The sequence below is a fragment of the Lentzea terrae genome (genome assembly GCF_003265345.1).
Lineage (GTDB): Bacteria > Actinomycetota > Actinomycetes > Mycobacteriales > Pseudonocardiaceae > Lentzea > Lentzea terrae.
On sequence record NZ_QFWW01000001.1, the window covers coordinates 497,639 to 521,177 of the forward strand.

The 23,539-nt window shown below is 69.4% G+C and carries 25 protein-coding genes; 10 read left to right on the forward strand and 15 right to left on the reverse strand.

The features are described 5' to 3' along the window. The 12 genes from DI276_RS02200 to pafA form a co-directional block, all read right to left on the reverse strand. Window positions 1-307: DUF222 domain-containing protein (locus DI276_RS02200; RefSeq protein WP_119724465.1), on the reverse strand; the 307-nt coding region annotated here is incomplete at its 3' end. 198 nt (window positions 308-505) lie between these two features. Beyond that, window positions 506-2,344, reverse strand: a complete 1,839-nt coding sequence (gene htpG, locus DI276_RS02205; protein ID WP_112261534.1) for a molecular chaperone HtpG — start codon at window positions 2,342-2,344, stop codon at window positions 506-508. A gap of 44 nt (window positions 2,345-2,388) precedes the next feature. Continuing rightward, window positions 2,389-3,249 carry a diacylglycerol kinase family protein gene (locus DI276_RS02210; RefSeq protein WP_112261535.1) on the reverse strand — a complete coding sequence of 287 codons (861 nt, stop codon included), beginning with the start codon at window positions 3,247-3,249 and terminating at the stop codon, window positions 2,389-2,391. Beyond that, window positions 3,246-4,226, reverse strand: a complete 981-nt coding sequence (tatC, locus tag DI276_RS02215; protein ID WP_112261744.1) for a twin-arginine translocase subunit TatC — start codon at window positions 4,224-4,226, stop codon at window positions 3,246-3,248. The genes DI276_RS02210 and tatC overlap by 4 nt, the downstream gene beginning before the upstream one ends. A gap of 112 nt (window positions 4,227-4,338) precedes the next feature. Next, window positions 4,339-4,668, reverse strand: a complete 330-nt coding sequence (gene tatA, locus DI276_RS02220; RefSeq protein ID WP_112261536.1) for a Sec-independent protein translocase subunit TatA — start codon at window positions 4,666-4,668, stop codon at window positions 4,339-4,341. Further along, window positions 4,661-4,930, reverse strand: coding sequence for a bacteriophage holin (locus DI276_RS02225; RefSeq protein WP_198680408.1), 270 nt, complete (start codon window positions 4,928-4,930; stop codon window positions 4,661-4,663). The genes tatA and DI276_RS02225 overlap by 8 nt, the downstream gene beginning before the upstream one ends. A gap of 9 nt (window positions 4,931-4,939) precedes the next feature. After that, a complete protein-coding gene (locus DI276_RS02230; protein WP_112261537.1) occupies window positions 4,940-5,920 on the reverse strand; it encodes a helix-turn-helix transcriptional regulator in 981 nt (326 codons plus the stop codon). Next, the gene (locus tag DI276_RS02235) at window positions 5,917-6,882 is read right to left on the reverse strand and encodes a helix-turn-helix transcriptional regulator (protein WP_112261538.1); all 966 of its coding nucleotides are present in this window, start codon (window positions 6,880-6,882) and stop codon (window positions 5,917-5,919) included. The genes DI276_RS02230 and DI276_RS02235 overlap by 4 nt, the downstream gene beginning before the upstream one ends. 60 nt (window positions 6,883-6,942) lie before the next feature. Next, window positions 6,943-7,797: an alpha/beta fold hydrolase gene (locus DI276_RS02240; RefSeq protein WP_332874600.1), complete on the reverse strand. Its 855-nt coding sequence runs from the start codon at window positions 7,795-7,797 to the stop codon at window positions 6,943-6,945. Then, window positions 7,798-8,397, reverse strand: a complete 600-nt coding sequence (locus DI276_RS02245) for a uridine kinase family protein (protein ID WP_198680409.1) — start codon at window positions 8,395-8,397, stop codon at window positions 7,798-7,800. It lies immediately after the preceding gene. Between the two features lie 44 nt (window positions 8,398-8,441). Then, a complete protein-coding gene (locus DI276_RS02250; protein WP_112261541.1) occupies window positions 8,442-9,449 on the reverse strand; it encodes a beta propeller repeat protein in 1,008 nt (335 codons plus the stop codon). A gap of 20 nt (window positions 9,450-9,469) precedes the next feature. Then, window positions 9,470-10,828, reverse strand: a complete 1,359-nt coding sequence (gene pafA / locus DI276_RS02255) for a Pup--protein ligase (protein ID WP_112261542.1) — start codon at window positions 10,826-10,828, stop codon at window positions 9,470-9,472. A gap of 116 nt (window positions 10,829-10,944) precedes the next feature. Here pafA and DI276_RS02260 point away from each other — a divergent pair, with 116 nt between their 5' ends. The 6 genes from DI276_RS02260 to DI276_RS02285 are packed head-to-tail and all read left to right on the forward strand — an operon-like array spanning window position 10,945 to window position 16,990. Beyond that, window positions 10,945-12,309 carry a bifunctional phosphatase PAP2/diacylglycerol kinase family protein gene (locus DI276_RS02260; protein WP_112261745.1) on the forward strand — a complete coding sequence of 455 codons (1,365 nt, stop codon included), beginning with the start codon at window positions 10,945-10,947 and terminating at the stop codon, window positions 12,307-12,309. Window positions 12,310-12,350: 41 nt separating this feature from the next. Then, window positions 12,351-13,106 carry an IclR family transcriptional regulator gene (locus DI276_RS02265; protein WP_112261543.1) on the forward strand — a complete coding sequence of 252 codons (756 nt, stop codon included), beginning with the start codon at window positions 12,351-12,353 and terminating at the stop codon, window positions 13,104-13,106. Window positions 13,107-13,126: 20 nt separating this feature from the next. After that, entirely contained in the window at window positions 13,127-14,632 is a 1,506-nt protein-coding gene (gene glpK, locus DI276_RS02270) for a glycerol kinase GlpK (RefSeq protein WP_112261544.1), read from the forward strand. Continuing rightward, window positions 14,625-16,145, forward strand: a complete 1,521-nt coding sequence (locus tag DI276_RS02275; RefSeq protein ID WP_112261545.1) for a glycerol-3-phosphate dehydrogenase/oxidase — start codon at window positions 14,625-14,627, stop codon at window positions 16,143-16,145. Before glpK ends, DI276_RS02275 begins: the two co-directional genes overlap by 8 nt. Before the next feature lie 45 nt (window positions 16,146-16,190). After that, complete coding sequence (locus tag DI276_RS02280) at window positions 16,191-16,562, forward strand: VOC family protein (RefSeq protein WP_112261546.1); 372 nt, start codon at window positions 16,191-16,193, stop codon at window positions 16,560-16,562. Further along, window positions 16,562-16,990 (forward strand): NUDIX domain-containing protein, encoded by a 429-nt coding sequence (locus DI276_RS02285; RefSeq protein WP_112261547.1) that lies wholly within the window; start codon window positions 16,562-16,564, stop codon window positions 16,988-16,990. Before DI276_RS02280 ends, DI276_RS02285 begins: the two co-directional genes overlap by 1 nt. On the opposite strand, the gene DI276_RS02290 is transcribed toward DI276_RS02285, so the two are convergent. Together DI276_RS02290 and DI276_RS02295 are read right to left on the reverse strand one after the other, a co-directional pair. Next, window positions 16,987-17,808: a hypothetical protein gene (locus DI276_RS02290; RefSeq protein ID WP_232836391.1), complete on the reverse strand. Its 822-nt coding sequence runs from the start codon at window positions 17,806-17,808 to the stop codon at window positions 16,987-16,989. The two genes, DI276_RS02285 and DI276_RS02290, sit on opposite strands and share 4 nt — an antisense overlap. 11 nt (window positions 17,809-17,819) lie before the next feature. Then, window positions 17,820-18,239 carry a MarR family winged helix-turn-helix transcriptional regulator gene (locus tag DI276_RS02295; RefSeq protein WP_112261548.1) on the reverse strand — a complete coding sequence of 140 codons (420 nt, stop codon included), beginning with the start codon at window positions 18,237-18,239 and terminating at the stop codon, window positions 17,820-17,822. A gap of 76 nt (window positions 18,240-18,315) precedes the next feature. Here DI276_RS02295 and DI276_RS02300 point away from each other — a divergent pair, with 76 nt between their 5' ends. Next, entirely contained in the window at window positions 18,316-18,924 is a 609-nt protein-coding gene (locus tag DI276_RS02300) for a maleylpyruvate isomerase family mycothiol-dependent enzyme (RefSeq protein WP_112261549.1), read from the forward strand. Here the strand turns inward: DI276_RS02300 and DI276_RS02305 are convergent. Then, window positions 18,914-19,495: a GNAT family N-acetyltransferase gene (locus DI276_RS02305; protein WP_198680410.1), complete on the reverse strand. Its 582-nt coding sequence runs from the start codon at window positions 19,493-19,495 to the stop codon at window positions 18,914-18,916. The two genes, DI276_RS02300 and DI276_RS02305, sit on opposite strands and share 11 nt — an antisense overlap. Before the next feature lie 167 nt (window positions 19,496-19,662). Here DI276_RS02305 and DI276_RS02310 point away from each other — a divergent pair, with 167 nt between their 5' ends. From DI276_RS02310 to DI276_RS02320, 3 genes are read left to right on the forward strand one after another with little or no spacing between them, the layout of a single operon-like run. Next, window positions 19,663-20,208, forward strand: a complete 546-nt coding sequence (locus DI276_RS02310; RefSeq protein ID WP_112261550.1) for a PadR family transcriptional regulator — start codon at window positions 19,663-19,665, stop codon at window positions 20,206-20,208. Next, window positions 20,205-20,909: an ABC transporter ATP-binding protein gene (locus DI276_RS02315; protein WP_112261551.1), complete on the forward strand. Its 705-nt coding sequence runs from the start codon at window positions 20,205-20,207 to the stop codon at window positions 20,907-20,909. Before DI276_RS02310 ends, DI276_RS02315 begins: the two co-directional genes overlap by 4 nt. Continuing rightward, window positions 20,906-23,539 (forward strand): FtsX-like permease family protein, encoded by a 2,634-nt coding sequence (locus tag DI276_RS02320; RefSeq protein ID WP_112261552.1) that lies wholly within the window; start codon window positions 20,906-20,908, stop codon window positions 23,537-23,539. The genes DI276_RS02315 and DI276_RS02320 overlap by 4 nt, the downstream gene beginning before the upstream one ends.

The window sequence follows — 23,539 nt, forward strand, 5'->3', positions numbered from 1 at the left end:
ACGCGCCCTCGGCCACCGCCTCAGCGGTCACCGGAAGCTCCGGGGCGAGCTCACTGCCGGTCGGAGTGATCTCACGACCCAGCAAACCCGCGTTCGCCACCCATTTTCTGGCGGTGTTCACGTCCCAGCGAACAGCGTGCCGCAGCACCTGAGCCAGATTCTTGTAACCCAGCTCGGAAGCGGCACCGCGCCGATCCAACTCGGCAATTTTCTGCATCACCGCAGATTCGCGAGCCCGAATTTCCGCCACCTCCGCGACAACACTGCGCAGCAGCTCGTCGGTCGAGAGGAGTCGGGGTTCGATCACGTGTTCTACTCTACCGCAAGATCACGAAACAATAACGGCCTAGGACGAACACGGCCGAGTGAACCGAGCCGGACAGGCAATACCAACGCGGGAAACCGGTAATGACCGCAGGCCGAACAACCCTACGCAACCATAGCCCGTCTCGGCACACGAAAAGGCCCGGCCCGCCAAACGGCGAACCGGGCCAAAGCCGAGACGTCAGAACGTGCGCTGCACCCGATCAGCCACCAGCTTCACGAACCGGGACGGGTCGGCCAGCTCCCCGCCCTCGGCCAGCAACGCCAGCCCGTAGATCAGCTCAGCCGTGTCCGCCAGCGACTCGCGCTCACCGGCACCGAACGCCTTGTGCAGACCCTCCACCAGCGGGTGCGACGGGTTGAGCTCCAGGATTCGCTTGATCTTGGGCAGCTCCTGGCCCATCGCCTTGTACATCTTCTCCAGGGTGGGAGTGATGTCGTGGGCGTCGCCGACCACGCAGGCGGGCGAGGTCGTCAGGCGCGTGGAGAGCCGGACCTCCTTGACGTTGTCCTCCAGGGCAGAGCCCATCCACGAAAGCAGATCGGAGAACTCGGCTGCCTTGGCGGCGGCCGCGGTCTTCTCCTCCTCCGTCTCCAGGTCCACCTGTCCCTTGGCGACGGACTGGAAAGGCTTCTCAGAGAACGACGGGACGGAGTCGACCCACATCTCGTCGATCGGGTCGGTGAGGATCAGCACTTCGTAACCCTTGGCGCGCAACGCTTCCAGGTGCGGCGACTGCTCCACCGCGACCCGCGAGTCGCCGGTCATGAAGTAGATGTGCTCCTGGCCTTCCTTCATCCGCGAGACGTACTCGGTGAGCGTCGTCAAGGAGTCGGAGTGCGTCGAGGCGAAGGAACAGATCTCCAGGATGGCGTCGCGGTTGTCGGCGTCGGCGAGCAGGCCCTCCTTCAGCGCCGCACCGACCTCGCCCCAGAGCTTCAGGTAGTCGTCCGGGCGCGCGCCCATCAGCGACTTGATCGAGGACAGGACCTTCTTCACCAGGCGGCGGCGCATCAGCTGGATCTGGCGGTCCTGCTGCAGGATCTCGCGCGAGACGTTCAGCGAGAGGTCGGCGGCGTCCACCACGCCCTTCACGAAGCGCAGGTACTCCGGCATCAGCTCGGCGCAGTCGTCCATGATGAAGACGCGCTTCACGTAGAGCTGGACGCCGCGCTTGCCGTCGCGCATGAAGAGGTCCATCGGAGCCTGCGCCGGCAGGAACAGCAGGGCCTGGTACTCGAAGGTGCCCTCCGCCTGCATGCGGATGGTCTCGAGCGGCGCGTTCCAGTCGTGGCTGATGTGGCGGTAGAACTCGGCGTACTCCTCCTCCGTCACCTCGGAGGACGGGCGCGCCCACAGGGCCTTGCGGGAGTTGATGTCCTCGCCGCCCAGGCGGACCGGCCAGGTGATGAAGTCCGAGTAGCGCTTGACGATCTCGCGGATCTTCGCCGGCTCGGTGTAGTCCGGGAGGCGGTCCTCGTCGTCGGACGGCTTGAGGTGCAACGTGACCGAGGTGCCCTGCGGCGCGTCGTCCACGTCGTCGATCGTGTACGTGCTCTCGCCGGTCGACTCCCAGCGCACGCCCTTCTCGGCGTGCGGGTGCCGCGTCACGAGGGTGACCTTGTCGGCGACCATGAACGACGAGTAGAAGCCGATGCCGAACTGGCCGATCAGGTCCGAGGAAGACGACTGCTGTTCCTTGAGCTGCTTCAGGAACTCCGCCGTGCCCGACTTGGCGATCGTGCCGATCAGCCGGACGACGTCCTCGCGCGTCATGCCGATGCCGTTGTCGCGCACGGTCAGCGTACGAGCGGAAGGATCGGACTCGATCACGATGTGCAGGTCGTCGACGTCGACCTGCATGTCCTTGTCGCGGAACGACTCCAGCCGCAGCTTGTCGAGCGCGTCGGAGGCGTTCGAGACCAGCTCGCGCAGGAACGTGTCCTTGTTCGAGTAGATCGAGTGGATCATCAGCTGCAGCAGCTGGCGAGCCTCGGACTGGAACTCAAGCGTTTCCATGCATCCCCACCGAAAACAGAAAGCGGAACGAACAGCCCTATAACTTACCGACCCACAACTGTGAGAGCGCCTGGAACCGTGTGAACCGAGACGGGCAGCGCCTCCTGGCGTTCACCATCGGCGTAAGCGATCCAGCCGTTGCCACCGGACAGCGACACCTCACGCGCGCGGAACGTGCGTACGGACGGATGCGACGTGTGCTCGCCCGTGCGCAACGTCGGCAGCATCCGGACCAGCATCGACCGGCTCGCGTGCTCCACGACCGTCACGTCGAACAGGCCGTCCGAGGCGTCGGCGGTAGGACAGACCGGGATCCCGCCGCCGTAGTTCGGCGTGTTCCCGACGGCCACCAGGGTCGCGTCCAGCGAGAACGTGTCGGTCTCGGTCGTCACCAGCAACGGAGCCGACCGCAGCGACGCCAGCTCGGCCAGGATCGCCAGGTCGTAGCGGCGCGGACCGGCGGGCCAGCGCATCGCGTTCGCCCGCTCGTTCACCGCGGAGTCGAACCCGGCGCACAGCACCGTCGCGAACCACTGCCCCGTCGACAACCGGCCCAGGTCGAGCTGCTTGCGGGTCCCGAACACGACGTCCTCGACCGAAGCCGACCCGATCGCGGCCGCCAGGTCGTTGCCGGTACCCGCCGGCACGATGCCGAGCGCCGTCGACGTGCCCGCGCACGCCTGCAAGCCCAGATGAGCGGCACCATCACCACCCAGCACGACCAGCAGGTCGACACCAGAAGCAACGGCCTCGCGCGCCATCGCCAACGTACCGGCTGCGTCATGCGCGACCAGCTGTGTCAACGACGAGACGTGCGGACGCAACGCGGCGGCGGTCGACCCGGCCATGCGGGCCGCCCGCCCCTTGCCCGACGCCGGGCAGACCAGCAGGGCTGCCCGCGTCACGTGGCGTCGTCGTAGTTCACGCGCTTCGCGGGTTCCGAAGCGGCCGCCTCACCGGGCACCTTCTCATCGGGCACCTTCTCATCGGGCACCTTCTCATCGGGCACCTTCTCATCGGGCACCTTCTGACCGGGCAGCTCGCCGTCGGCGTCGGACGGCGTGTAGTCGAACGGCGCCGCCTCGTTGTCGTCGAGCGCGTCCCAGCCCTCGGCCGCGCGCAGCTTGGCCTTGCGCTTGTCGTGGATGCGGGCGAGCTGGATCGCCAGTTCGAACAGCAGCACCAGCGCGAGCGCCAGCACGACCATCGAGATCGGGTCCGTGCCCGGCGTCGCAATCGCGGCGAACACGAACAGGCCCATCATCAGGCCACGCCGCCACTTCGCCAGCCGCTCGTACGACACCACGCCCGCGCGGTTGAGCATCACCACGACCAGCGGGAGCAGGAAGCTCACGCCGAAGATGAACAGCATGGTGATCACGAAGTTGATGTACTTGCTACCCGTGAGCGCCGTGGTCCAGTTGCCGCTGCCGAAGCCGAGCAGCACCTTCAAGCCCTCGGGCACCACCAGGTAGGCGAGCACCGCACCGGCGACGAACAGCAGCGCGCCGATGCCCACGAACACCCGCGCGAAGTTGCGTTCCTTCGCGTACAGGCCGGGCGTGATGAACGCCCAGATCTGGTACAGCCACAGCGGGCTGAGCAGCACCGCTCCCGCCGCCGTGCCGACCTGGAGCTGCACCAGGAAGATCTCGAACGGCTCCGTCTGCAGCAGCGCGCAGCGGCCGTCCGTGGTGATGTCGGCGCGGTACTCCGCCAGATCGGGCTGGCAGTACGGCCCCGTCAGGATGTCGCCCAGCGACGGGATCGGACCGAGCCGCACCTGGAACCAGATGAAGCCGAAGACGGCACCGACGGCGATGACCAGCATCGCCAGGCCGAGGCGGTACCTCAGCTCGTACAGGTGCTCTTTGAGCGACATCGTGCCGTCGGGATTGCCCCGACGGCGCCTGCCGCGTTCCCGGCGCTCGGCGAACCACCGGAACGGACCTGCCACCTCGCTAACCGTCCTTACAAGTCAGGCGACCGGAAGGTCAGTTGGTGTTGGCCTTGTTCTGCGAGGTCTGCTCGATGGGCTGCGCCACCTGCGGCTGCTGCTGAACAGGCTGAACGGGCTGCTGAACAGGCTGAACGGGCTGCTGGACCTGCGGCTGGGCGGGCGGGAGCTGCTGCACCGGCTGCTGCACGGGCTGCTGCTGCGCGTCGTCCGTGGCGTCGGGGTCGCGCAGGCCCTTGGTCTCGGCCTTGAAGATCTTCGCCGACCGGCCGAGCGACCGGGCCATGTCAGGAAGCTTCTTCGCACCGAACAGCAAGATGATCACCACAGCGATGATGATCAGCTCGGTGGGTCCGAGGTTAGGCATTGCTGGTCCTCCTGTCTGCCCCGCGTCGATCGTACGCGGGGTTCGCCCTGGTGCGGGCCTGTTCCGGGCGCCGCCGTTCGGCGAGGGCCACCTTGAGCGCGGCGGACCGCGCCTTCAGCAGACCGACGCCGTCGCCGACCCTGTCCCCCACCAGAGTGCGGGCGGCAGCGAATCGGCGCAAGGATCGGATGACTCGGACTCCGATCGCGACCAGCACGATCAGGCCGAGCGCGATCAGCGCCAGGGTCGGTGTGTACGGCACGAACACACGTTATACGTCCTGGGTGGACAGCAGGTGATCTGCCCGGCGCAATGCTTCTTCCGCCCGGCGAACAACTTCCTCCGCGAGCTCGGCCGGCTGCTCGACGTGCACGTCACCGCCGAGTCCGAGGAGCAGGCGGACCATCCAGGACGGGTCGTCGTAGCGCATGAGGACACGCGTGCGGCCGTCGGAGAGCTCTGCCGCGTGATCCACCGGGTAGTACTCGGCGACCCAGTGCGCGTCCGGTTCGAGAAGAAGGACCGCGATCTTCTGATCGTCCCTTGGTTGGAACAATCCCTCCGATGTATCGGTCAGCCGGGCGTGCGGCGGGGGCGACGACGGCTCGTCGAGCACCTCCACCTCGTCGATGCGGTCGAGCCGGAACAACCGCACGCCGAGGGCCGTCCGGCACCACGCTTCGAGGTACCCGCGGCCCTCCACGAGCAGCAGCCGCATCGGATCGACGACCCGATCGCTCATCGCGTCGTGCGACTGCGAGTAGTAGCGGATGCGCACAGCACGTAGACGCTTCACGGCGTCCTGCACCGCAGCGCGGATCTCTGCGGTCTCCTCGCGCTCGAACGCGCCCAGCCCGACGACCATGCCCGCCGGCTGCGCCTTGCCGACCGCCGACTCGATCTTGGCCAGCGCCCGCTGCACGGCGTCCGTGTCGACCACGCCAGGGGTGTCCGCGAGCGCCCGCAACGCCACCAGCAGCGACGACGCCTCGGCCGCGGTGAGCCGCAGCGGCCGGTTCATGCCCGCGTCGAACGAGACGGTGATCGTCTCGCCCTCGAAGGACAGGTCGATCAGGTCGCCGGGGCCGTAGCCGGGCAGGCCGCACATCCACAGCAGCTCGAGGTCCTTGCGCAGCTGCTTGGGCGTGATGCCGAAGTCGGCCGCGGCCTCCTTGACCGTGATGGCGGGCCGGTTGAGCAGGTACGGCACGAGTGCGAGCAGCCGCGGCAGCCGTTCGTTCGACGCGGTCACCGCGCTCCTTCCAGTGCGCCCTGCAGCCGATCGCGGACGCTCTTCTGCAGGACCTCGGGCTCCAGCACCACGACGTCGGGCCCGAACCCGGCGAGCCACTTGGCCGCCGAGTCGGGGAACTTCAGGTCGATCTCGACGACGTCGCCGCCGTCGCGTTCCTCGATGATCTTCGCGTGCCGGCGCAGGCCCTGGGCGCGGTCCTTGGCGACCCAGATCTTCGCGGGCGCCGTGTGGTGCGGATCGACCTCCGTGCGCGCGATGAGGCTCATCAGGTCGACGCCCTCGGGCACCTTGAACGCACCGGGCTTGCCGACGGTCCTGACCGCGCCGACGACGCGGGAAAGCCGAAAGCAGCGGGTGTCGTCGCGGTCGCGGTCCCAGCCGACGAGGTACCACTTGCCGCGCCAGGCGACGACGCCCCACGGCTCGACCGTGCGTTCCTTCTGCCCGCCCGGCGGGGGCTTGCGGTAGTCGAACGCGACTGCCTGCCCGGCCTGCACGGCCTGCAGCAGCGGCGGGAACGCGGGCTCGTTCGCCCGCACCTTGGGCTCGACGGCGGCCGGCGCGTCCTGGTCGACGTCCACCCCGGCGGCCCGCAGCTTGATCAACGCGCCGTGCACCGCGCCCGTGAGCTGCGGCGAGTCCCAGAGCCGCGCGGCCAGCGCGACGGCGGCCGCCTCGTCGGGTTCGAGGTCGATGTCGCCGAGCTCGTAGTCGCGCCGGGCGATCCGGTAGCCGTCCTCCGCGCCCTCGACGTTGGACTGCCTGCCGGTCTCCAGCGGCACGCCGAGGTCGCGCAGTTCGGACTTGTCCCGTTCGAACATGCGGAAGAACGCCTCGTCCGTCGGAGCTTCGTGATAGCCCGGGACGATGGCGCGGATGCGCTCCGCTGTCAGGTACTGGCGGGTCGACAGCAGGCACAACACCAGGTTGACGAGGCGTTCGGCGCGTGCGATGGCCACGGACAAACCCTAACCCCGCGCGGTTTGAAACCTTGACATCACCTGTTGTGAACGGTCCGTTCAGAGCAACGTGCGCAACTCTCGCACCAGCTCCACGGGCGCTTCCTCGGCCATGTGGTGTCCGCAGTCGATGGACCGTACCTGCACGTCATCGGCCCATTCGGCCCACACGGCGGGGAGATCCTCGTAAAGCTCGCCCAGATCGTCCTTGGCCGCCCACAACGCCAAAACCGGACACGCGATCTTCCGCCCGTTTGCCCGGTCCTCGTCGTCGTGCTGGCGGTCGACCTCCAGCCCGGCCCGGTAGTCCCCGCACATGGCGAGCACGGTCTCGGGGTCGTGGATGGCGCGCTGGAAGTCGGCCCAGTTCTCCACGCCCATCGCGAGCGGCGTGTCGTGGTAGCGCCCGCCGTAGAAGAGATCCGGGTTCTCGATGATCATCGCGGCGGCGAGCTCCTGCTGCGCCAGGAAGAACCAGTGGTACCAGGACCGCGCGAACCGGGCGTCGCACCGCTGCAGATGAGCCCCGATCGGCAACCCGTCCAACACGGCCAGCTTCGTGATCTTCGCTGGGTGATCGAGGGCCAGCCGGATCGCCGCGGCGGCACCCCGGTCGTGCCCGGCGACCGCGAACCGCTCGTACCCGAGGCCGCTCATCAGGTGCACGAAGTCCCGCGCCATGGCACGTTTCGAGTAGTCGCCGGGCTTGCTGGACTCGCCGTAGCCCCGCAGATCCGGACACACCACCGTGTGGTCCGTGGCGAGCAACGGCGCGACGCGGTGCCACGTCGTGTGCGTTCGAGGGTGGCCGTGCAGGAGGAGGATCGGTGGCCCTGCTCCACCGATCCTCACTCGCAGCACGGCCTCGCCGACATCGATGCGGCGCAACGAGAATCCCTCGAACACCCCCGTCATCTACCCGGCGGGGCCCACGGGGAAACGGCCTGGGGCGATGACGATCTCGGACTCGGGGTCGTGCGGGAGGCCGGTGGTGCCGGCCACGATGACGCTCGCCTTCCGCCACGGCTGTTCGCGGAGCATGAACGGCAGCTCCTCGGCCAGCCACGCGGCCACGTGCCGCCGTTGCTCGGCCGAGTCGCCGTCGCGGGCCACCAACCGGCGTTCCTGCTCGTCCAGGTCGCCCTGCACCCAGATCGACGCGTCGAGCCACGGGACGAGCTCGGCGCGGATGATCCCGGTGCCCTCGATCCACACGACGTCCAGCCCGGCGGCCACGCTGATCGCACCGGGTCGATCGTGCTCGACCCACGCCGGTGGCCGGAACTCCACCTCCTCGCCCCGGTGGAGCGGCTTGAGGACGTGCTCGACCAGCAGGCCGCCCCAGTCGAAGTACGCGTGGTTCCAGGCGACGTCGTCGGTGTGCACGACCGCGGACTTCGGGCCCCGCAGTCGTGCGGCGAGCGTGGACTTCCCCGCCCCGCCGCGCCCGTCGATCGCGACGAGGAGGGGTCGTCCGGCCGGCTTGCGCAGCCGGACGACCTCCGACAGCTTCACGACCCGCCACCCCGAGGCCTCGGGCTCACCTGGATGCAGACGCATCAGGTACGGCCGACCCGTCCCTTCTCACCGGACGCCCAGCAGGTGAACCCGACGCAGTCGACCGTGTCGAAGCTGCCCGTGTCCGCCACCTTCCAGCTCCTGCCGTCCAAGCTGACGTCCGTACCCGACGGCCCGACCGCGACGAGTCCGTTGCCGCGGTAGGCGATCCCGGACCGATAGCCGACGGGCGCCTGCTTGCCCGCCGTCCAACCGTGGCCGTTGTTGGTCGCGAACGCCGGCGTCGGATCGGTCGGCTTCTCGTAGTCGCCACCGATCGCCACTCCGCGCCACGGCGTCTTGAACGCCACCGCGAACACCCCGGCCGCCGGACCGCTCGGCAACGGGGTGTCCGACGCCTTCCACGACCGGCCACCGTCGCGCGACTCCAGCACCCGTGCTTTCGCGCCGCCGCCGGTCGCGATCCACGCGTGGTTGCCGCTCGTCGTCACGCACTGCCCGGACGCCGCGAACGCGAACTCACCCGGCAGCGCGTCCGGCATGCCCTCGGTGGAGTTGACGTGCCACGACCGGCCGCCGTCCCACGTCCGCAACACCCGGAACTTGCCGCCGACCGGGTCGCTCAGCGCCAGCCCGCGGAACCGGTCGAAGAACGCCACGCAGTCGTAGAAGACGGCGGGATCGGGGTCGGTGTTGCGGAACGACTCCTGCCAGGTCCTTCCGCCGTCGGAGGTCCGGTAGATCCGGGCCGACTCGCCGGTGCCGGCGGACAGGGCCACCGCGTTGCGCGCGTCGAACGCCTCGATGTCGCGGAACTGCAGCGCCGAGGTGCCGGGCGGGCCGACGGACTCCCACGTCCGGCCACCGTTGACAGTCCGCAGGACAGTGCCTTTTGAGCCGCTGACCCACGCGACCTGACCGGACACGGCGGACAAACCGCGCAGCTGCGCGTCCGTTCCGGTCGGTTTGAGCTCCCAGAAAGGCGCTTCAGCCGAAGCGACCCCTGAGAGAACCAGGAAAGCAGCGAGTGCCGCCGCAAAGATCCTCATGCGACGGCACTCTGCCAGCTCTACAGAGAGGAGATAAGCCTCTCGACGCGCTCGTCCACCGCCCTGAACGGGTCCTTGCACAGCACGGTCCGCTGCGCCTGGTCGTTCAGCTTCAGGTGCACCCAGTCGACGGTGAAGTCGCGCCCGGCCGCCTGCGCCGCCGCGATGAAGTCACCGCGCAGCTTGGCCCGCGTGGTCTGCGGCGGGGTGTCCTTGGCCGCCTCGATCTCGCCGTCGTCGGTGACCCGCTCGACCTGGCCCTTGCGCTGCAGCAGGTCGAACACGCCACGACCGCGGCGGATGTCGTGGTAGGCGAGGTCGAGCTGGGCGATGCGCGGGTTGGACAGGTCCATGTTGTGCTTGGCCATGTACCGCTCCATCAGGCGGTTCTTGATGGCCCAGTCGATCTCGCGGTCGATCTTCGAGAGGTTCTGCGACTCGACGGCGTCCAGCGTGCGGCCCCACAGTTCGAGGACGCGCTGCGCCATCGGGTCCGGCGAGCGCTTGGCCACGTGCTCGACGGCCTTCTCGTAGTACTCGCGCTGGATGTCCAGCGCCGAAGCTTCCTTGCCGCCCGCCAGGCGGACTGTGCGGCGGCCGGTGAGGTCGTGCGAGATCTCGCGGATCGCGCGGATCGGGTTGTCCAGCGAGAAGTCGCGGAACTGGACGCCCTGCTCGATCATCTCCAGCACCAGGTTCGCGCTGCCCACCTTGAGCAGCGTCGTCACCTCGGACATGTTCGAGTCGCCGACGATGACGTGCAGGCGGCGGTAACGCTCGGCGTCTGCATGAGGCTCGTCGCGGGTGTTGATGATCGGGCGGGACCTGGTCGTCGCGGACGACACGCCCTCCCAGATGTGCTCGGCGCGCTGCGAGAGGCAGTAGACGGCGCCGCGCGGGGTTTGCAGGACCTTGCCGGCGCCGCAGATCAGCTGGCGCGTGACCAGGAACGGCAGCAGCACGTCGGCGATCCTGGAGAACTCGCCTGCCCGAGCGACCAGGTAGTTCTCGTGACAGCCGTACGAGTTGCCCGCCGAGTCGGTGTTGTTCTTGAACAGGAAGATGTCCCCGCCGATGCCCTCGTCGGCCAGCCTGCGCTCGGCGTCGACCAGGAGGTCCTCGAGGATGCGCTCGCCCGCCTTGTCGTGCGTGACGAGCTGGGCCAGGTCGTCGCACTCGGCCGTGGCGTACTCCGGGTGCGAGCCGACGTCCAGGTAGAGCCGGGAACCGTTGCGCAGGAACACGTTGGACGAACGTCCCCAGGAGACGACCCGGCGGAACAAGTACCGCGCGACCTCGTCCGGGGACAGACGACGCTGCCCGTGGAAGGTGCAGGTCACCCCGAATTCTGTCTCAATGCCGAAGATCCGCCGCTGCATCCCTCAACAGTAGGCGACTTCCGGCCGCACGAGGGTGATCCGTTCGGGCGGCACGCCGGTTGCGGTTTAGTGTCGGTGGGGTGTGGAAACGGGTCAGCGCTCTCGACAAGAAGCTCATGAGCTCGTCTGCCGGACTGCCTCCGAGCAGGCTCGACAGGGGTTTCAAGAGGCTTTCGAAAGCCGCCAACCACAGTCTGCTGTGGTTCGTGATCGCGGCAATTTTGGCAACTGGGAAGGGGTCGTTCCGGCGGGGTGCGCTGCGCGGTGTCGCGGCCATTGCCGGGGCCTCTGCCAGCGCGAACCTGGTCGGCAAGTCACTTTTCCCGCGCCGCCGGCCCGCCGCTGATCTGCTCGCGGTGCCGCGCCGGTTGTCCAAGCGGCCGACGTCCTCGTCGTTTCCGTCCGGTCACTCCGCGTCAGCCGCCGCTTTCGCCACGGCGGTGGCCATGGAATCACCCAAAGCAGGTGCGGTGGTCGCGCCGATCGCGGCGGCCGTGGCCTATTCACGCGTCCACACGGGCGTGCATTGGCCAACGGACGTTGCGGCCGGTGCGGCGGTGGGTGTCGGGGCCGCGTTCCTGACGCGCCGGTGGTGGCCGCTCGGCATGAACGAGCCCGCTTCGGCCTACGAGCACGCCGACCTGACGCCGTTGCAGGAGGGCGACGGGCTGGTCGTCGTCGTGAACCCGCATTCGGGGATCGGCCCGGACCCGACGCCGCGGATCGCCGAGGAGTGGCCGAAGGCGCAGATCCTGTCGATCGACGAGCTCCCCGACCTGCCGGACGCGAAGGCGCTGGGCGTGGCCGGTGGTGACGGCACCGTGGCCGCCGTGGCCTCCATCGCGGCCGAACGCGACCTCCCGATGGTGCTCATCCCGTCCGGCACGCTCAACCACTTCGCCCGCGACGTGGGCATCACGGGCCTGCACGACACGGCGCAGGCGGTCGCGGACGGCTTGGGCGTGCGGGTCGACCTGGCGCAGGTCAACGGGCAGTGGTTCGTCAACACGGCGTCGCTCGGCGGCTACCCGGACATGGTGCGCATCCGCGAGAAGCTCGAGAAGCGCTGGGGCAAGTGGCCCGCGGCGGCGATGGCGCTGTTCCGCGTGCTGCAGCGCGCCAAGCCGCTGGAGATGACCATCGACGGCGACCGGCACCTCGTCTGGCTGCTGTTCGTGGGCAACGGCCCGTACCGGCCGAAGGGGTTCGCGCCGACGATGAGGCCGCGGCTGGACGACGGGCTGCTCGACGTGCGGTACGTGCGTGCGGACCGGAAGTTCTCCCGGACCAGGTTCTTCATCGGCGCACTGCTCGGGGCGTTGGAGCACTCGCGCATGTACGAGCACTTCGAAGTGCCGTCGTTGAACGTCGAGGTGCACGGCGCGCCCATCTCGATCGCGACGGACGGTGAGGTGCGCGAGAAGGGCAACCACTTCAAGTTCCGTTCGCGGGCTGCCGCTCTCGGGATCTACCGACCCTAAGTGTTCGACAATGTCGAACGTGCGCAGCTAGAGTGGGGTGCGTGCCCGGACCCATTCAGTCCATCCAGCGCGCGGCGGAAGTGCTGAAGCTGCTCGCGCACGGCGGCGCGCACCAGTTGAGCGTCGGCGAGATTTCGCGCGCGCTCGACCTGCCGAAACCGACGGTGCACGGCATTCTGCGCACGCTGCACGAGGTCGGCTTCGTCGAGCAGCCCGTCGAGGGCGGCAAGTACCGGCTGGGCGCCGCGCTGTTCCAGATCGGCACGTCCTACCTGGACGGCAACGAGCTGCGCGCCAAGGCGTTGAACTGGTCGGACTCGCTGGCCATGCGGGCGCGCGAGGCGGTGCGCATCGGCGTGCTGCACGGCAAGCACGTGCTGGTCGTGCACCACGTGTTCCGGCCGGACAACAGCCGGCAGACGCTCGACACCGGCGCGCTGCTGCCGTGGCACGCGACCGCGCTCGGCAAGGCGCTGGTGGCGTTCGGCGAGTGGCCGGACGGCGAGCTGCGCCGGTTCACCCGGCACACGCTCGACGAGGCCGGCCTGCGCTTGGCGCTGGACCAGGCCCTGGTCCGCGACTGGGCCTACGACCTGCACGAACTCGTCGAGGGCGAGGCCTCCGTCGCGGCGCCGATCCGGGACGGGCGCGGTGCGGTCGTGGGCGCCATCGGGGTGTCCGGGCCGGTCGAGCGGCTGTGCGAGGCACCCGACCAGCCGCCGCGGCTCGAGCTCGTCTCCTACGTACGTGAGGCAGCTCGCAGCATCTCCAGGGAGCTGGGTGGCCTCTCCTGGTAGTACGCTGACACCGTTCGACAATGTCGAATGGGCGTACACAGAGAGGTGTGCACGGGGTGAGCTACATCGCGGCGATCGACCAGGGCACGACGTCGTCCCGGTGCATCGTGTTCGACCAGTCCGGCGGGATCGTGTCGGTCGCTCAGCGCGAGCACCGGCAGATCTTCCCGAAGCCGGGCTGGGTGGAGCACGACGCGTCGGAGATCTGGACGAACGTGCAGTCCGTCGTTCGCGACGCACTGGCACACGCATCTCTCTCGTATACCGACATCGCGGCGTTCGGCATCACGAACCAGCGCGAGACGACGGTCGTGTGGGACAAGGCGACCGGCGAGCCCGTGCACAACGCGATCGTCTGGCAGGACACGCGCACGGACGCGTTGATCAAGTCTCTGGGCGACCAGAACCGGTTCCGCGAGCGCTCCGGCCTGCCGCTGGCGACCTACTTCTCCGGCCCGAAGCTGCGCTGGCTGCTGGACAACGTCTCCGGCCTGCGGGAACGAGCCGAACGCGGCGAGGTCCTGTTCGGCACCATGGACACCTGGCTGATCTGGAACCTGACCGGCCGCCACGTCACCGACGTGACGAACGCGTCGCGCACCATGCTGATGAACCTGGAGACCCTCGACTGGGATCCCGAGCTGGTGTCCGCAATGGACGTTCCGCGGTCGATGCTGCCGGAGATCCGGTCCTCCTCCGAGGTTTACGGAAACTACGAGGGCGTGCCCGTCGCGTCGGCGCTGGGCGACCAGCAGGCCGCGCTGTTCGGGCAGACGTGCTTCGAGGCCGGCGAAGGCAAGTGCACCTACGGCACCGGCGCGTTCCTGCTGATCAACACCGGGGACAAGCCGGTGCAGTCGGCCAACGGCCTGCTGACCACCGTCGGCTACAAGATCGGCGACGAGCCCGCCGCGTACGCGTTGGAAGGCGCCGTCGCAGTGACGGGCGCGCTGGTGCAGTGGTTCCGCGACAAGGTCGGGCTGATCTCGTCGGCCGCAGAGATCGAAACCCTGGCGCGCACGGTGGACGACAACGGTGGCGCGTACTTCGTGCCCGCGTTCTCCGGACTGTTCGCGCCGCACTGGCGAAGTGACGCGCGTGGCGTGATCGCGGGCCTGACGGGCTACATCTCGCGCGGGCACCTCGCACGGGCCGTGCTGGAGGCGTCCGCGTGGCAGACGCGCGAAGTGGTGGACGCCATGAACGCGGACTCCGGCGTGGACCTCACGACGTTGCGGGTCGACGGCGGCATGACCGCCAACAACCTGCTCATGCAGTTCCTCTCCGACGTGCTGGACGTGCCGGTGGTGCGCCCGATCGTGGCCGAGACGACGTGCCTCGGCGCGGCGTACGCGGCAGGTCTGGCCGTGGGCTACTGGAGCAGCACGGACGAGCTGAAAGCCAACTGGCACAAGGCGGCCGAATGGGAGCCGTCGATGGAACCGGCAGCCCGCGACAAGGGCTACCGGAAGTGGAAGAAGGCGGTCGAGCGGACCGTCGGGTGGATGGACGAGGACGATGACTGACCTTTCGCAGCGGGCGCGTGCCCGTGAAGAGCTGCAGCACGGCAAGTTCGACGTCGTCGTGATCGGCGGCGGCATCCTGGGCATCGCGACGACTTGGGCCGCCGCGCGGTCGGGGCTGCGGGTCGCGCTGGTGGAGAGCGGTGACTTCGCGGGCGCGACCTCGTCCGCGTCGTCGAAGCTCGTCCACGGCGGCCTGCGCTACCTCGCGATGGGCCCGTCGGCCGTGCCGATGGTGCACGAGAACCACAAGGAACGCCGCGCACTGGGCGACCGCCTGGCGCCGCACCTGGTGCGCCCGTTGCCGTTCCTCGTCCCCGTCTACAAGGGAGGCCCGCACAGCCGCTTCGTGCTGGGTGCGGGCGTGACGCTGTACTCCGCGCTGTCGGGCTTCGGCGACGGCATGGGGAAGGTGCTGTCGGCGCGCAGGGCTGTTGAATGGGTGCCTGACCTGCGCGCCGACGGTCTGCGCGGTGCCGCGATGTACTACGACCACCAGATGAACGACAGCCGCGTGGCGATCACCGCCGCCCGTGCCGCCGCCGAGGCCGGCGCCGTGCTGCTCAACCACATCTCGGTCGTGGGCCTGCGCAAGACCGGTGCTCAGGTGACCGGCGTCGACCTGCGCGACTCGCTCGGCGAGTTCGGCGTCGACGCGAAGGTCGTCGTGAACGCCACCGGCCCGTGGCTGGACGTGTTGCGGCGCATGGAAGATCCGTCCGCCGACCCGTCGATCCGGCTGTCCAAGGGCTCGCACCTGGTGATGCGGACGCAGTCGGAGTGGAAGGCCGCGCTGACGATCCCGGTCGACGACGTGCGCGTGTCGTTCGCGATCCCGTGGGAGGGCCACCTGCTGCTGGGCACCACGGACGAGGCGTACGAGGGCGACCCGGCTGCGGTTGCCTGCACGGACGCCGACATCGACCAGATTCTGAGCGAGGCCGGCGTCGCCGTCACGGGCCTGGACCGCGCGAACCTCGCCTACACGTTCGCGGGCCTGCGCGTCCTGCCCGGCGGCCCCGGCGACACCTCGCACGCCAAGCGCGAGACCGTGATCACCGCGGGCTCCGGCGGCATGATCAGCGTCGCCGGTGGCAAGTGGACGACGTTCCGCAAGATCGGCGCCACCGTCCTGGCCCGCGTGAACTCCTCGCTGGGCCGCACGTTCGACGGTCCGCTGGACGGCGTCGCCCTGCCGGGTTCCGCGTCGCCGGACACGGTCGGTTCCGTGCTCGGCCACGCCTGGGACGCGCTGCCCGACGACGTGGTCCGCCACCTGGCCACCCACTACGGCACCACGTCGCACGAGGTCGTGGCGCTCGGCCTGGAGAACCCGGCCCTGCTGGAGCGCGTGCACCCGGACGGCCCGGACATCTGGGCGCAGGTCGAACACGCCCGCCGCACCGAGTGGGCGTCCGAAGTGGACGACGTGCTGCGCCGCCGCACCACCGTGATGGTCCGCGGCCTGGACTCGCCCGAGGTCCGCACGCGCGTGTCGGAGCTGCTCGCGTCCTGAGCGAAGTCGGTGGCGTCCGTGGCGGGAGTCGGGAAGTCTGCACACATGGTTTCGGTGCTGCAGAACGTCGCGATCGACTGTGCGAACGCCTATGAGCTGGCCCGGTTCTGGAGCGAGGTGACGGGCCGTCCGCTGCACCCGGACGACAAACCGGGTGACCCGGAGTGCGAGGTGCTCCTGGCGGACGGTCCGGTGCTGTACTTCAACCAGGTGTCGGAGCCCAAGACGACCAAGAACCGGATCCACGTGTGCCTGCGCCCGGACACCAGCCGGGACGAGGAGGTGGAACGGCTGCTGGGCCTCGGTGCCACGTTCGTCGCCGACCACCGCGAGCCGGACGGCACCGGTTGGGCGATCTTGGCCGACCCCGAGGGCAACGAGTTCTGCGTGCTGCGCAGCAAGTCCGAGCGGGGCTGATGGCCGACCGTCACCTCGTCGACGTCCACGTGCTGCTCCTGCGCGACGACCAGGTGCTGCTCACCCGGCGGCGCGACCGGAACCCGTTGTTCGACGGCCGCTGGCACCTGCCGTCAGGCAAGCTCGACGCGGGCGAGTCGGTGCTCGCGGCGGCGGTGCGGGAGGTCGACGAGGAGGTCGGCGTGGTCGTCGCGCCGGAGGATCTGCGGCACGTGCACACGTTGCACGTCAACGGTTCTGGGGTCGAACCCCGGCTCGGCCTGTTCTTCGAGACCCGCCGGTGGAGCGGCGAGCCCGTCAACCGCGAGCCCGAGAAGTGCTCGGCTGTGCGGTGGTTCCCGCTCGACGGGCTGCCCACCGACCTGATCGAGTACTCGGCCACGGGTCTCACCGCCCGCCAGCCGTTCGGGGTGCTCGGCTGGGACTAGCACGCCAGTCCGAGCTCGACCAGGTACGCGGCCAGTTCGGGCTCCGAGTGGAACGCGCTGCGCAACGCCAGCATCCCGTCACAGCCGAGCACGACCTCCTCGCGTGACACCGCGCGGTGTTCGAGCCGCAGCCCGTCCAGGTAGGCGTCGATGATCTCCTCCCGGATCGGCGGCAGCTCAGCGACCGCCATCCGCCCTGCCTGTGCGAGCCCCACGAGCAATTGGCCGAGGTCCGCGCCCACCGGGAACGGGGCCTGCCAGCCGACGTCGATCACCACGAACGACTCGGGATCGTCGGCCGGCACCAACAGGTTCTGCGGACACGCGTCGCTGTGGCCGGTCGCCTGTGGCAGTGCCTCCAGCAGTGTCAACAACTCCGGCATGCGCTCGGCGAGCCGCCGCGGGCAGTCCGGTCGCAGAAACGCGTCTCGGACCAGCCTTCCCTCGTGCAGCAACCGGATCGCCCGCGCCGGCGCGCCACCGAACCGCCGCCCCGCCCACCGGCCGAGCCCGAGCGCCGCCCGCCGGAACCTCGCGAGGTCCCACGGCACGTCGGCGCACCGCACGTCCTCCAGCCACAACCCGATCCGGTCGCCCAGGTCGTCCACGCGCAGCACGCGCGGCCGTCTGAACCCCGGCGGCAACGGGAAGTCCGACAGCAGGAATTCCGCCTCGTCGCGCCACGGGAACTCACCCACCAGCTCGGCCAGCTCACCGGGGAACTCGGGCCGCCGCAGCACTTTCACGAACGCCGGCGCGCTGCCGCCGACCACCCGGTAGACCGCCGCGGTGGTCAGCGCGACCGGCCGGAACGCCACCGGCAGGACCGTCAGCGGTACGGGTCGGTGATCTCGCAGAGCATGTCCAGCGCCTCGCGCAGCTGTGCCATGCGGCGCTTGCCGATGTGCTGTTCCCATTCCGCCTCGATCCTCGCCATCTCCGCGTTCGCGACGGGCACGGCGCCCTTCGCCTTCTCGGTGACCCGCACCAGCCGCGCGCGGCCGTCCGTCGGGTCGGGCACGCGTTCGAGGTACCCGGCCTTCTCCAGTTGGTCGACCAGGAACCCCGCGGTCTGCTTGGTGACCTGGGCCGACTCCGCGAGCACGGTCAGCCGCGTGCCTTCCGGGTCGACGCGCATCAACACCCGCGCCTGCGCCTGCGAGACGTCGAAGCCCGCCGCGTTCACCGCCGCCAGGATGCGGTTCTCCACGTTGCGGCTTGGAATGAAGAGCAGCAGACCGATGTTCACGCAGACCCCTTGTGTTTAGTCAGATACTCTGATTAAAGTAGTCAGTCCATCGAACTAAATCAAGAGGAGGTTCGTCATGGACGAGACCCAGATGTGGCAGACGATCGACTCCGAGCGGGCGGCGACGGCGGACCTGCTCGCCGGGCTCACGGACGTGGAGTGGACCTACCCGTCGCTGTGCACGGGCTGGACGGTGCGCGAGGTCGCCGCCCACCTGTCGCTCGCCCACCGGACCGGTGTCGGCGTCGTGCTGCGGGAGATCGTGAAGGCCCGCGGCAGCTTCAACCGCATGATCGACCAGACCGCCCGCGCCGAGGCGCGCAGACCGACCGAGGAACTCGTCGCCGAACTGCGCGGCGCCGTCGGCGTGCACCGGCTCGCACCCGGTCAGAGCCTCAAGAACGCGATGATGGACGTCATGGTGCACACGCAGGACATGGCCCTGCCGCTCGGCATCGAACGACACATGCCGATCGAGGCCGCTGTGGTGTCCGCGGACGACCTGTGGCGGATCGGCTTTCCGTTCCACGCGCGCAAACGGCTGGCCGGCTACCGGCTGGTCGCCACCGACGCCGACTGGAGCGCGGGCGTTGGCAGCGAGGTCAGCGGTCCGATCGAGGCGCTGCTCATGCTGCTCGCCGGACGCAGCGCCACGATCCCGAGGCTCACCGGCATCAGCGCGTGACCGGACGGACCAGTCTCCGGCACACGTGGACGCGCTCGAACCGTTGGCGCATCTCGGCTTCCCGCTCGATCCGCGCGTGCAGGAACGCTCTGGCCGGCCTCAGCCCGTGCCTCGCGGTGACCACCGTGCCGACCTCGTCGGCGGACGCGTACACGTGCAGATACCGTTCCGCCTCCGCGAAACCGTGGCGCGCGTACCAGGCCAGCGCCGGCCGGTCCTCGCGAGTCCAGGCGTCGAGGGTCTGCACCCGGGCCCGTTCCAGCCGCCGCAACGCCTCCTCCAGCAGGGCCGTCGCGATTCCCCGTCCGCGGTGGTCGGGATGCACGACGACGTTGTCAACGGTCGCATCCGGGCCGGGCACCGACACGTCCAGCAGTCCGACCACTTCTCCGCCGTCGAGCGCGACGAGCTCCAGATCGGTGCGGCGCTTCTCCTGCCAGACGTCGTCGTAGTAGTTCGTCGCGAGGAACCCCAGCACCCGGCAGCGCAGCCACGACGGCTCGTCCGTCGGCTCGTAGTCCCTGATCAGTGCGGGCAGCCCGGCTCTCGGCCTGGCCCCCAGCAGGTTCACTCCCCTTGTTCGACCCCGTGCGGCGTCGACCACGTCGTCCCCCAAACCGACTTCGGCTGCCGGACGTCTCCGGCACCGTCCAGGGTTCCTGAACTCACGCGTGCTCGCACCTGCGTTTCGGCGTCACCGTTTGCCAGGAACATACTCGGTATGCATACTCAGTACGCATGTCGGTCAAACACGGTCTGCTCGCGCTGCTGGAGCGCGGGCCCATGTACGGCTACCAGTTGCGGGCGGCGTTCGACTCGGCCACCGGCGGCACGTGGCCGTTGAACATCGGGCAGGTCTACACGACGTTGGCGCGCCTGGAGCGTGACGATCTGGTCGCCGCGCTGCCCGAGAACGAGGGCCAGCGCCCCTACGAGATCACCGCCCAGGGACGCACCGAGCTGACGAAGTGGTTCGCTTCGCCGGTGCGGCGCGGCGACCGGCCGCGCGACGAGGTGGCGATCAAGCTCGCCCTCGCCATCACCACCCCCGGCGTCGACGTGGCCAAGGTCGTGATGACCCAGCGCACGGCCACGATGCGCACGCTGCAGGAGTACACGCGGCTGAAGACCCAGCCGGGCGACCTGCCGTGGCTGCTGGTGCTCGACGCGATGATCTTCCAGGCGGAGGCCGAACTGCGCTGGCTGGACCACTGCGAGGCGAGCCTGGTGCGCTACGAACCGCGCCCCGTCGCCGAAACCACGGACGTCGAGGTGCCGAGATGACCGTCCTCGAACTGCGCGGCGTCCACCGCGTGCACGGCACCGGCGAGACCGCGGTCAACGCCCTCGACGGCGTCTCGCTCACCGTCGAGCCGGGCGAGCTCGTCGCCGTCATGGGCCCGTCCGGCTCCGGCAAGTCGACGCTGCTCAACCTCGCGGGCGGCCTCGACAGCCCGACCAGCGGCCAGGTGCTGGTCGACGGCACCAGCCTGCAGTCGTTGTCCCGCAGGCAGCTCGCCGCGTGGCGCCGCAAGCGGATCGGGTACGTCTTCCAGGACCTGAACCTCATCGCGAGCCTCACCGCCGCCGAGAACGTGGCACTGCCCCTCGACCTCGACGGCGTCCGCAAGTCCCGCCGGCAGGCCGAAGAGGCACTGTCCGAAGTGGACCTCGACGGCTACGCGGACCGCTTCCCCGACGAGATGTCCGGCGGCCAGCAGCAACGCGTCGCCATCGCCCGCGCGTTGATCGGCGAACGCCGCCTGGTCCTCGCCGACGAACCCACCGGCGCGCTCGACTCCCGCACCGGCGAGACCGTGCTGCGCCTGCTCAGGTCCAAAGTGGACGCCGGAGCCGCCGCCGTCCTCGTCACGCACGACGCCCGCCACGCCGCGTGGGCCGACCGCGTGATCTTCTTGCGCGACGGCGTAGTCGTCGACGTCTCCCAGCGCGACCAGCCAGAAGAACTGCTGAGCACGCCGTGACCGGATGGCGCGCAGCACTGCGCATCGCCTGGCGCGAGGCCAGCAGGTCCCGCGGCCGCTCGGCCCTCGTCCTCGCCCTGATCCTCGTTCCCGTGGCCGCACTCTCGTTCGCGGCCGTCGTCCACGACTCGACCACGCTGACCCCGGCCGAGGAGTCGTCCCGCCGCATGGGCGCCGCGGAAGCGCTGGTCAGCTGGCCCTACAGCAGCCCGGTGATCCAGCAGCCGACCAGGGACTTCGCCATCCCGATCAGCAACGCGCAAGGCGAAAAACCGTCCGAGGACCGCCTGCGCGCCCTGCTCCCCGGCACCGACCTCGTCCCGGTCGACCGCACCGGCGCCAACCTCCGCACCACCGCGGGCGTCGGCCGCGCGGCCCTCCGGATGCTCGATCTGAACAACCCGCTCACCAAGGGCCTGATCACCGTCCTGGAAGGCCGCCCCTCCCTCACCGGCGCGGAAGTCACGTTGTCCCGCAAGGCCATCGCCCGCACCGGCGCGAAGCTGGGCGGCACCGTCACCACCGAGAACGGCCGCACGTTCACCGTCGTCGGCGTCGTCGAGGAACCGGACCGCCTGGACAACACCACGATCGTCGCCCTGCCCGGCACGTTTCCCGACGCCGACCGCTCCTGGCTCGTCACCACCCCGATCGACTGGGCGAAGGTCAAGGAGCTCAACAAACTCGGCATCGCCGTGCTGTCCCGCACCGTCCTGCACAACCCGCCTGCGGCCGCCGACCGCTACCCGCAGTTCACCGACTCCAACGAACTGAGCGCCGACGTCCTCGTCCTGATCGCGGGCCTGGCCGTCCTGGAAATGTCGCTGCTGGCCGGCTCGGCCCTGGCCGTGGGCGCCCGCCGCCGCAAACGCGACCTGGCCCTGATCTCCGCAGTCGGCGGCTCCCCCAGCCACATCCGCCGCATCGTCCTGGCCGACGGCGTGGTCGTGGGCTTGCTCGCTGCTCTCGGCGGCGTGCTGCTCGGCGCCCTGGCAGCCGTGGTGTGCCGCCCGTTCGTCGAATGGCTGATCGCAGAACGCTTCGGCGCCCAACGCCTCTACCCCTCCGCTCTAGCCGCCCTGGCCCTGCTGGCCATGGTCACCGGCGTGCTGGCCGCGCTGGTCCCGGCCTGGATCTCCTCCCGCCAGGACGTCGTGACGGCCCTGGCCGGCCGCAGGGGCATCACCCGCTCCCGCCGCCGCTGGCTGGTGCTGGGCCTGCTCCTGATCGCGGCAGGCGTGACCGCCGGCGTCCTCAGCGCGATCAACATGGAGGTCGTCGGCATCCTGGTCGCCCTCATCCTCACCGAGGTGGGCCTGGTCCTCTGCACCCCAGCCCTGCTGGGCCTGCTGGCACGCGCCGGCCGTTGGCTACCGGTAGCCCTCCGCATCGCTCTGCGCGACGCCTCCCGCAACCGCACAGCCGCCGCCCCGGCGATCTCCGCGGTGATGGCCGCCGTGATCGGCGCGGTGGCCATCAGCGTCATCCTCACCTCCCAGTCCCAGCAGGAAGCAGGCCAACTGGCGGGCAACATGGGCGACGTAACCGTCTACCGCCTCGACGACCTCTCCAAGGCCAGCACCACCACCATCCCCTCCTCAGTCGCCACCGCCATGCGCACCACCCTCCCGGTGGCCGAAACCCACGAGATCAAACTCCTCTCCTGCAACGGTGGCCCGTGCTTCGCCCACATCCGCCCACCGGCAGACCGCGAATGCCCGTACCTCAGGGTCGTACTCCGCCGCGAGCCCACCGAAGCCGAACAACAGCGCGCCCTGGCCGACCACCGCTGCACCGACGTGGGCCGATCCCACCGCTACTTCGGCACCTTCACCACCCCGAACGGCTTCCTGACCGTGGCCACCCCAGGCGCCGCCAAGTCCGTCCTGCACCTGCGACCAGACGAGGTAGCCGCAGTGGAAACCGCCCTGCGCGCAGGCAAAATCGTCGTCAACGACCCCGACCTGGTCGCCGACAACACCGTCCTGCTCGCCACCGGCACCCAAGCCACCACAACCCCGGCCCCAGGCCACGCGATCCCGAAACGCTCAGCCCCGATGGCGATGATGACCGAGGAAACCGCCCGCGCCCTGGGCTTCGCCGTCTCGACGTTCACCATGTACGCCACCACAACCCGAATGCCCACCGAAGCCGAACAAGACGCTCTGACAGCAGCCCTGGGCGGCGAGTACGAAGTGCACGTAGACCGCCCAACAGAATCCGACGTCCAACAAGCCCTAAGCCTCCTGGGCCTGGTAGCGGGCATCATCACCCTCGCAGCCGCCGCCCTGGCGACAGGCCTGGCCGCAGCCGACGGCCGCCGCGACCTGACCACCCTGGCCGCAGTGGGCGCCACCCCTTCCTTGCGCAAACTCCTCTCGCTGAGCCAAGCAGGCGTGATCGCAGGCATAGGCGGCTTCCTCGGCACAGCAGCAGGCGTCGGCTCAGCCCTGGCTCTTCTGGCCGCGCTGAACGTGGGCTACGCGAACATCTGGCCCCGCCCAGAACTGAACCCGCTGACCATCCCGTGGCCCAACATCGCCATCTCACTACTGGTCGTCCCCGCCACAGCCATGCTGGGCGCAGCCCTCTTCACCCGTTCCCGCCTACCGATCGAACGCCGCGAATAG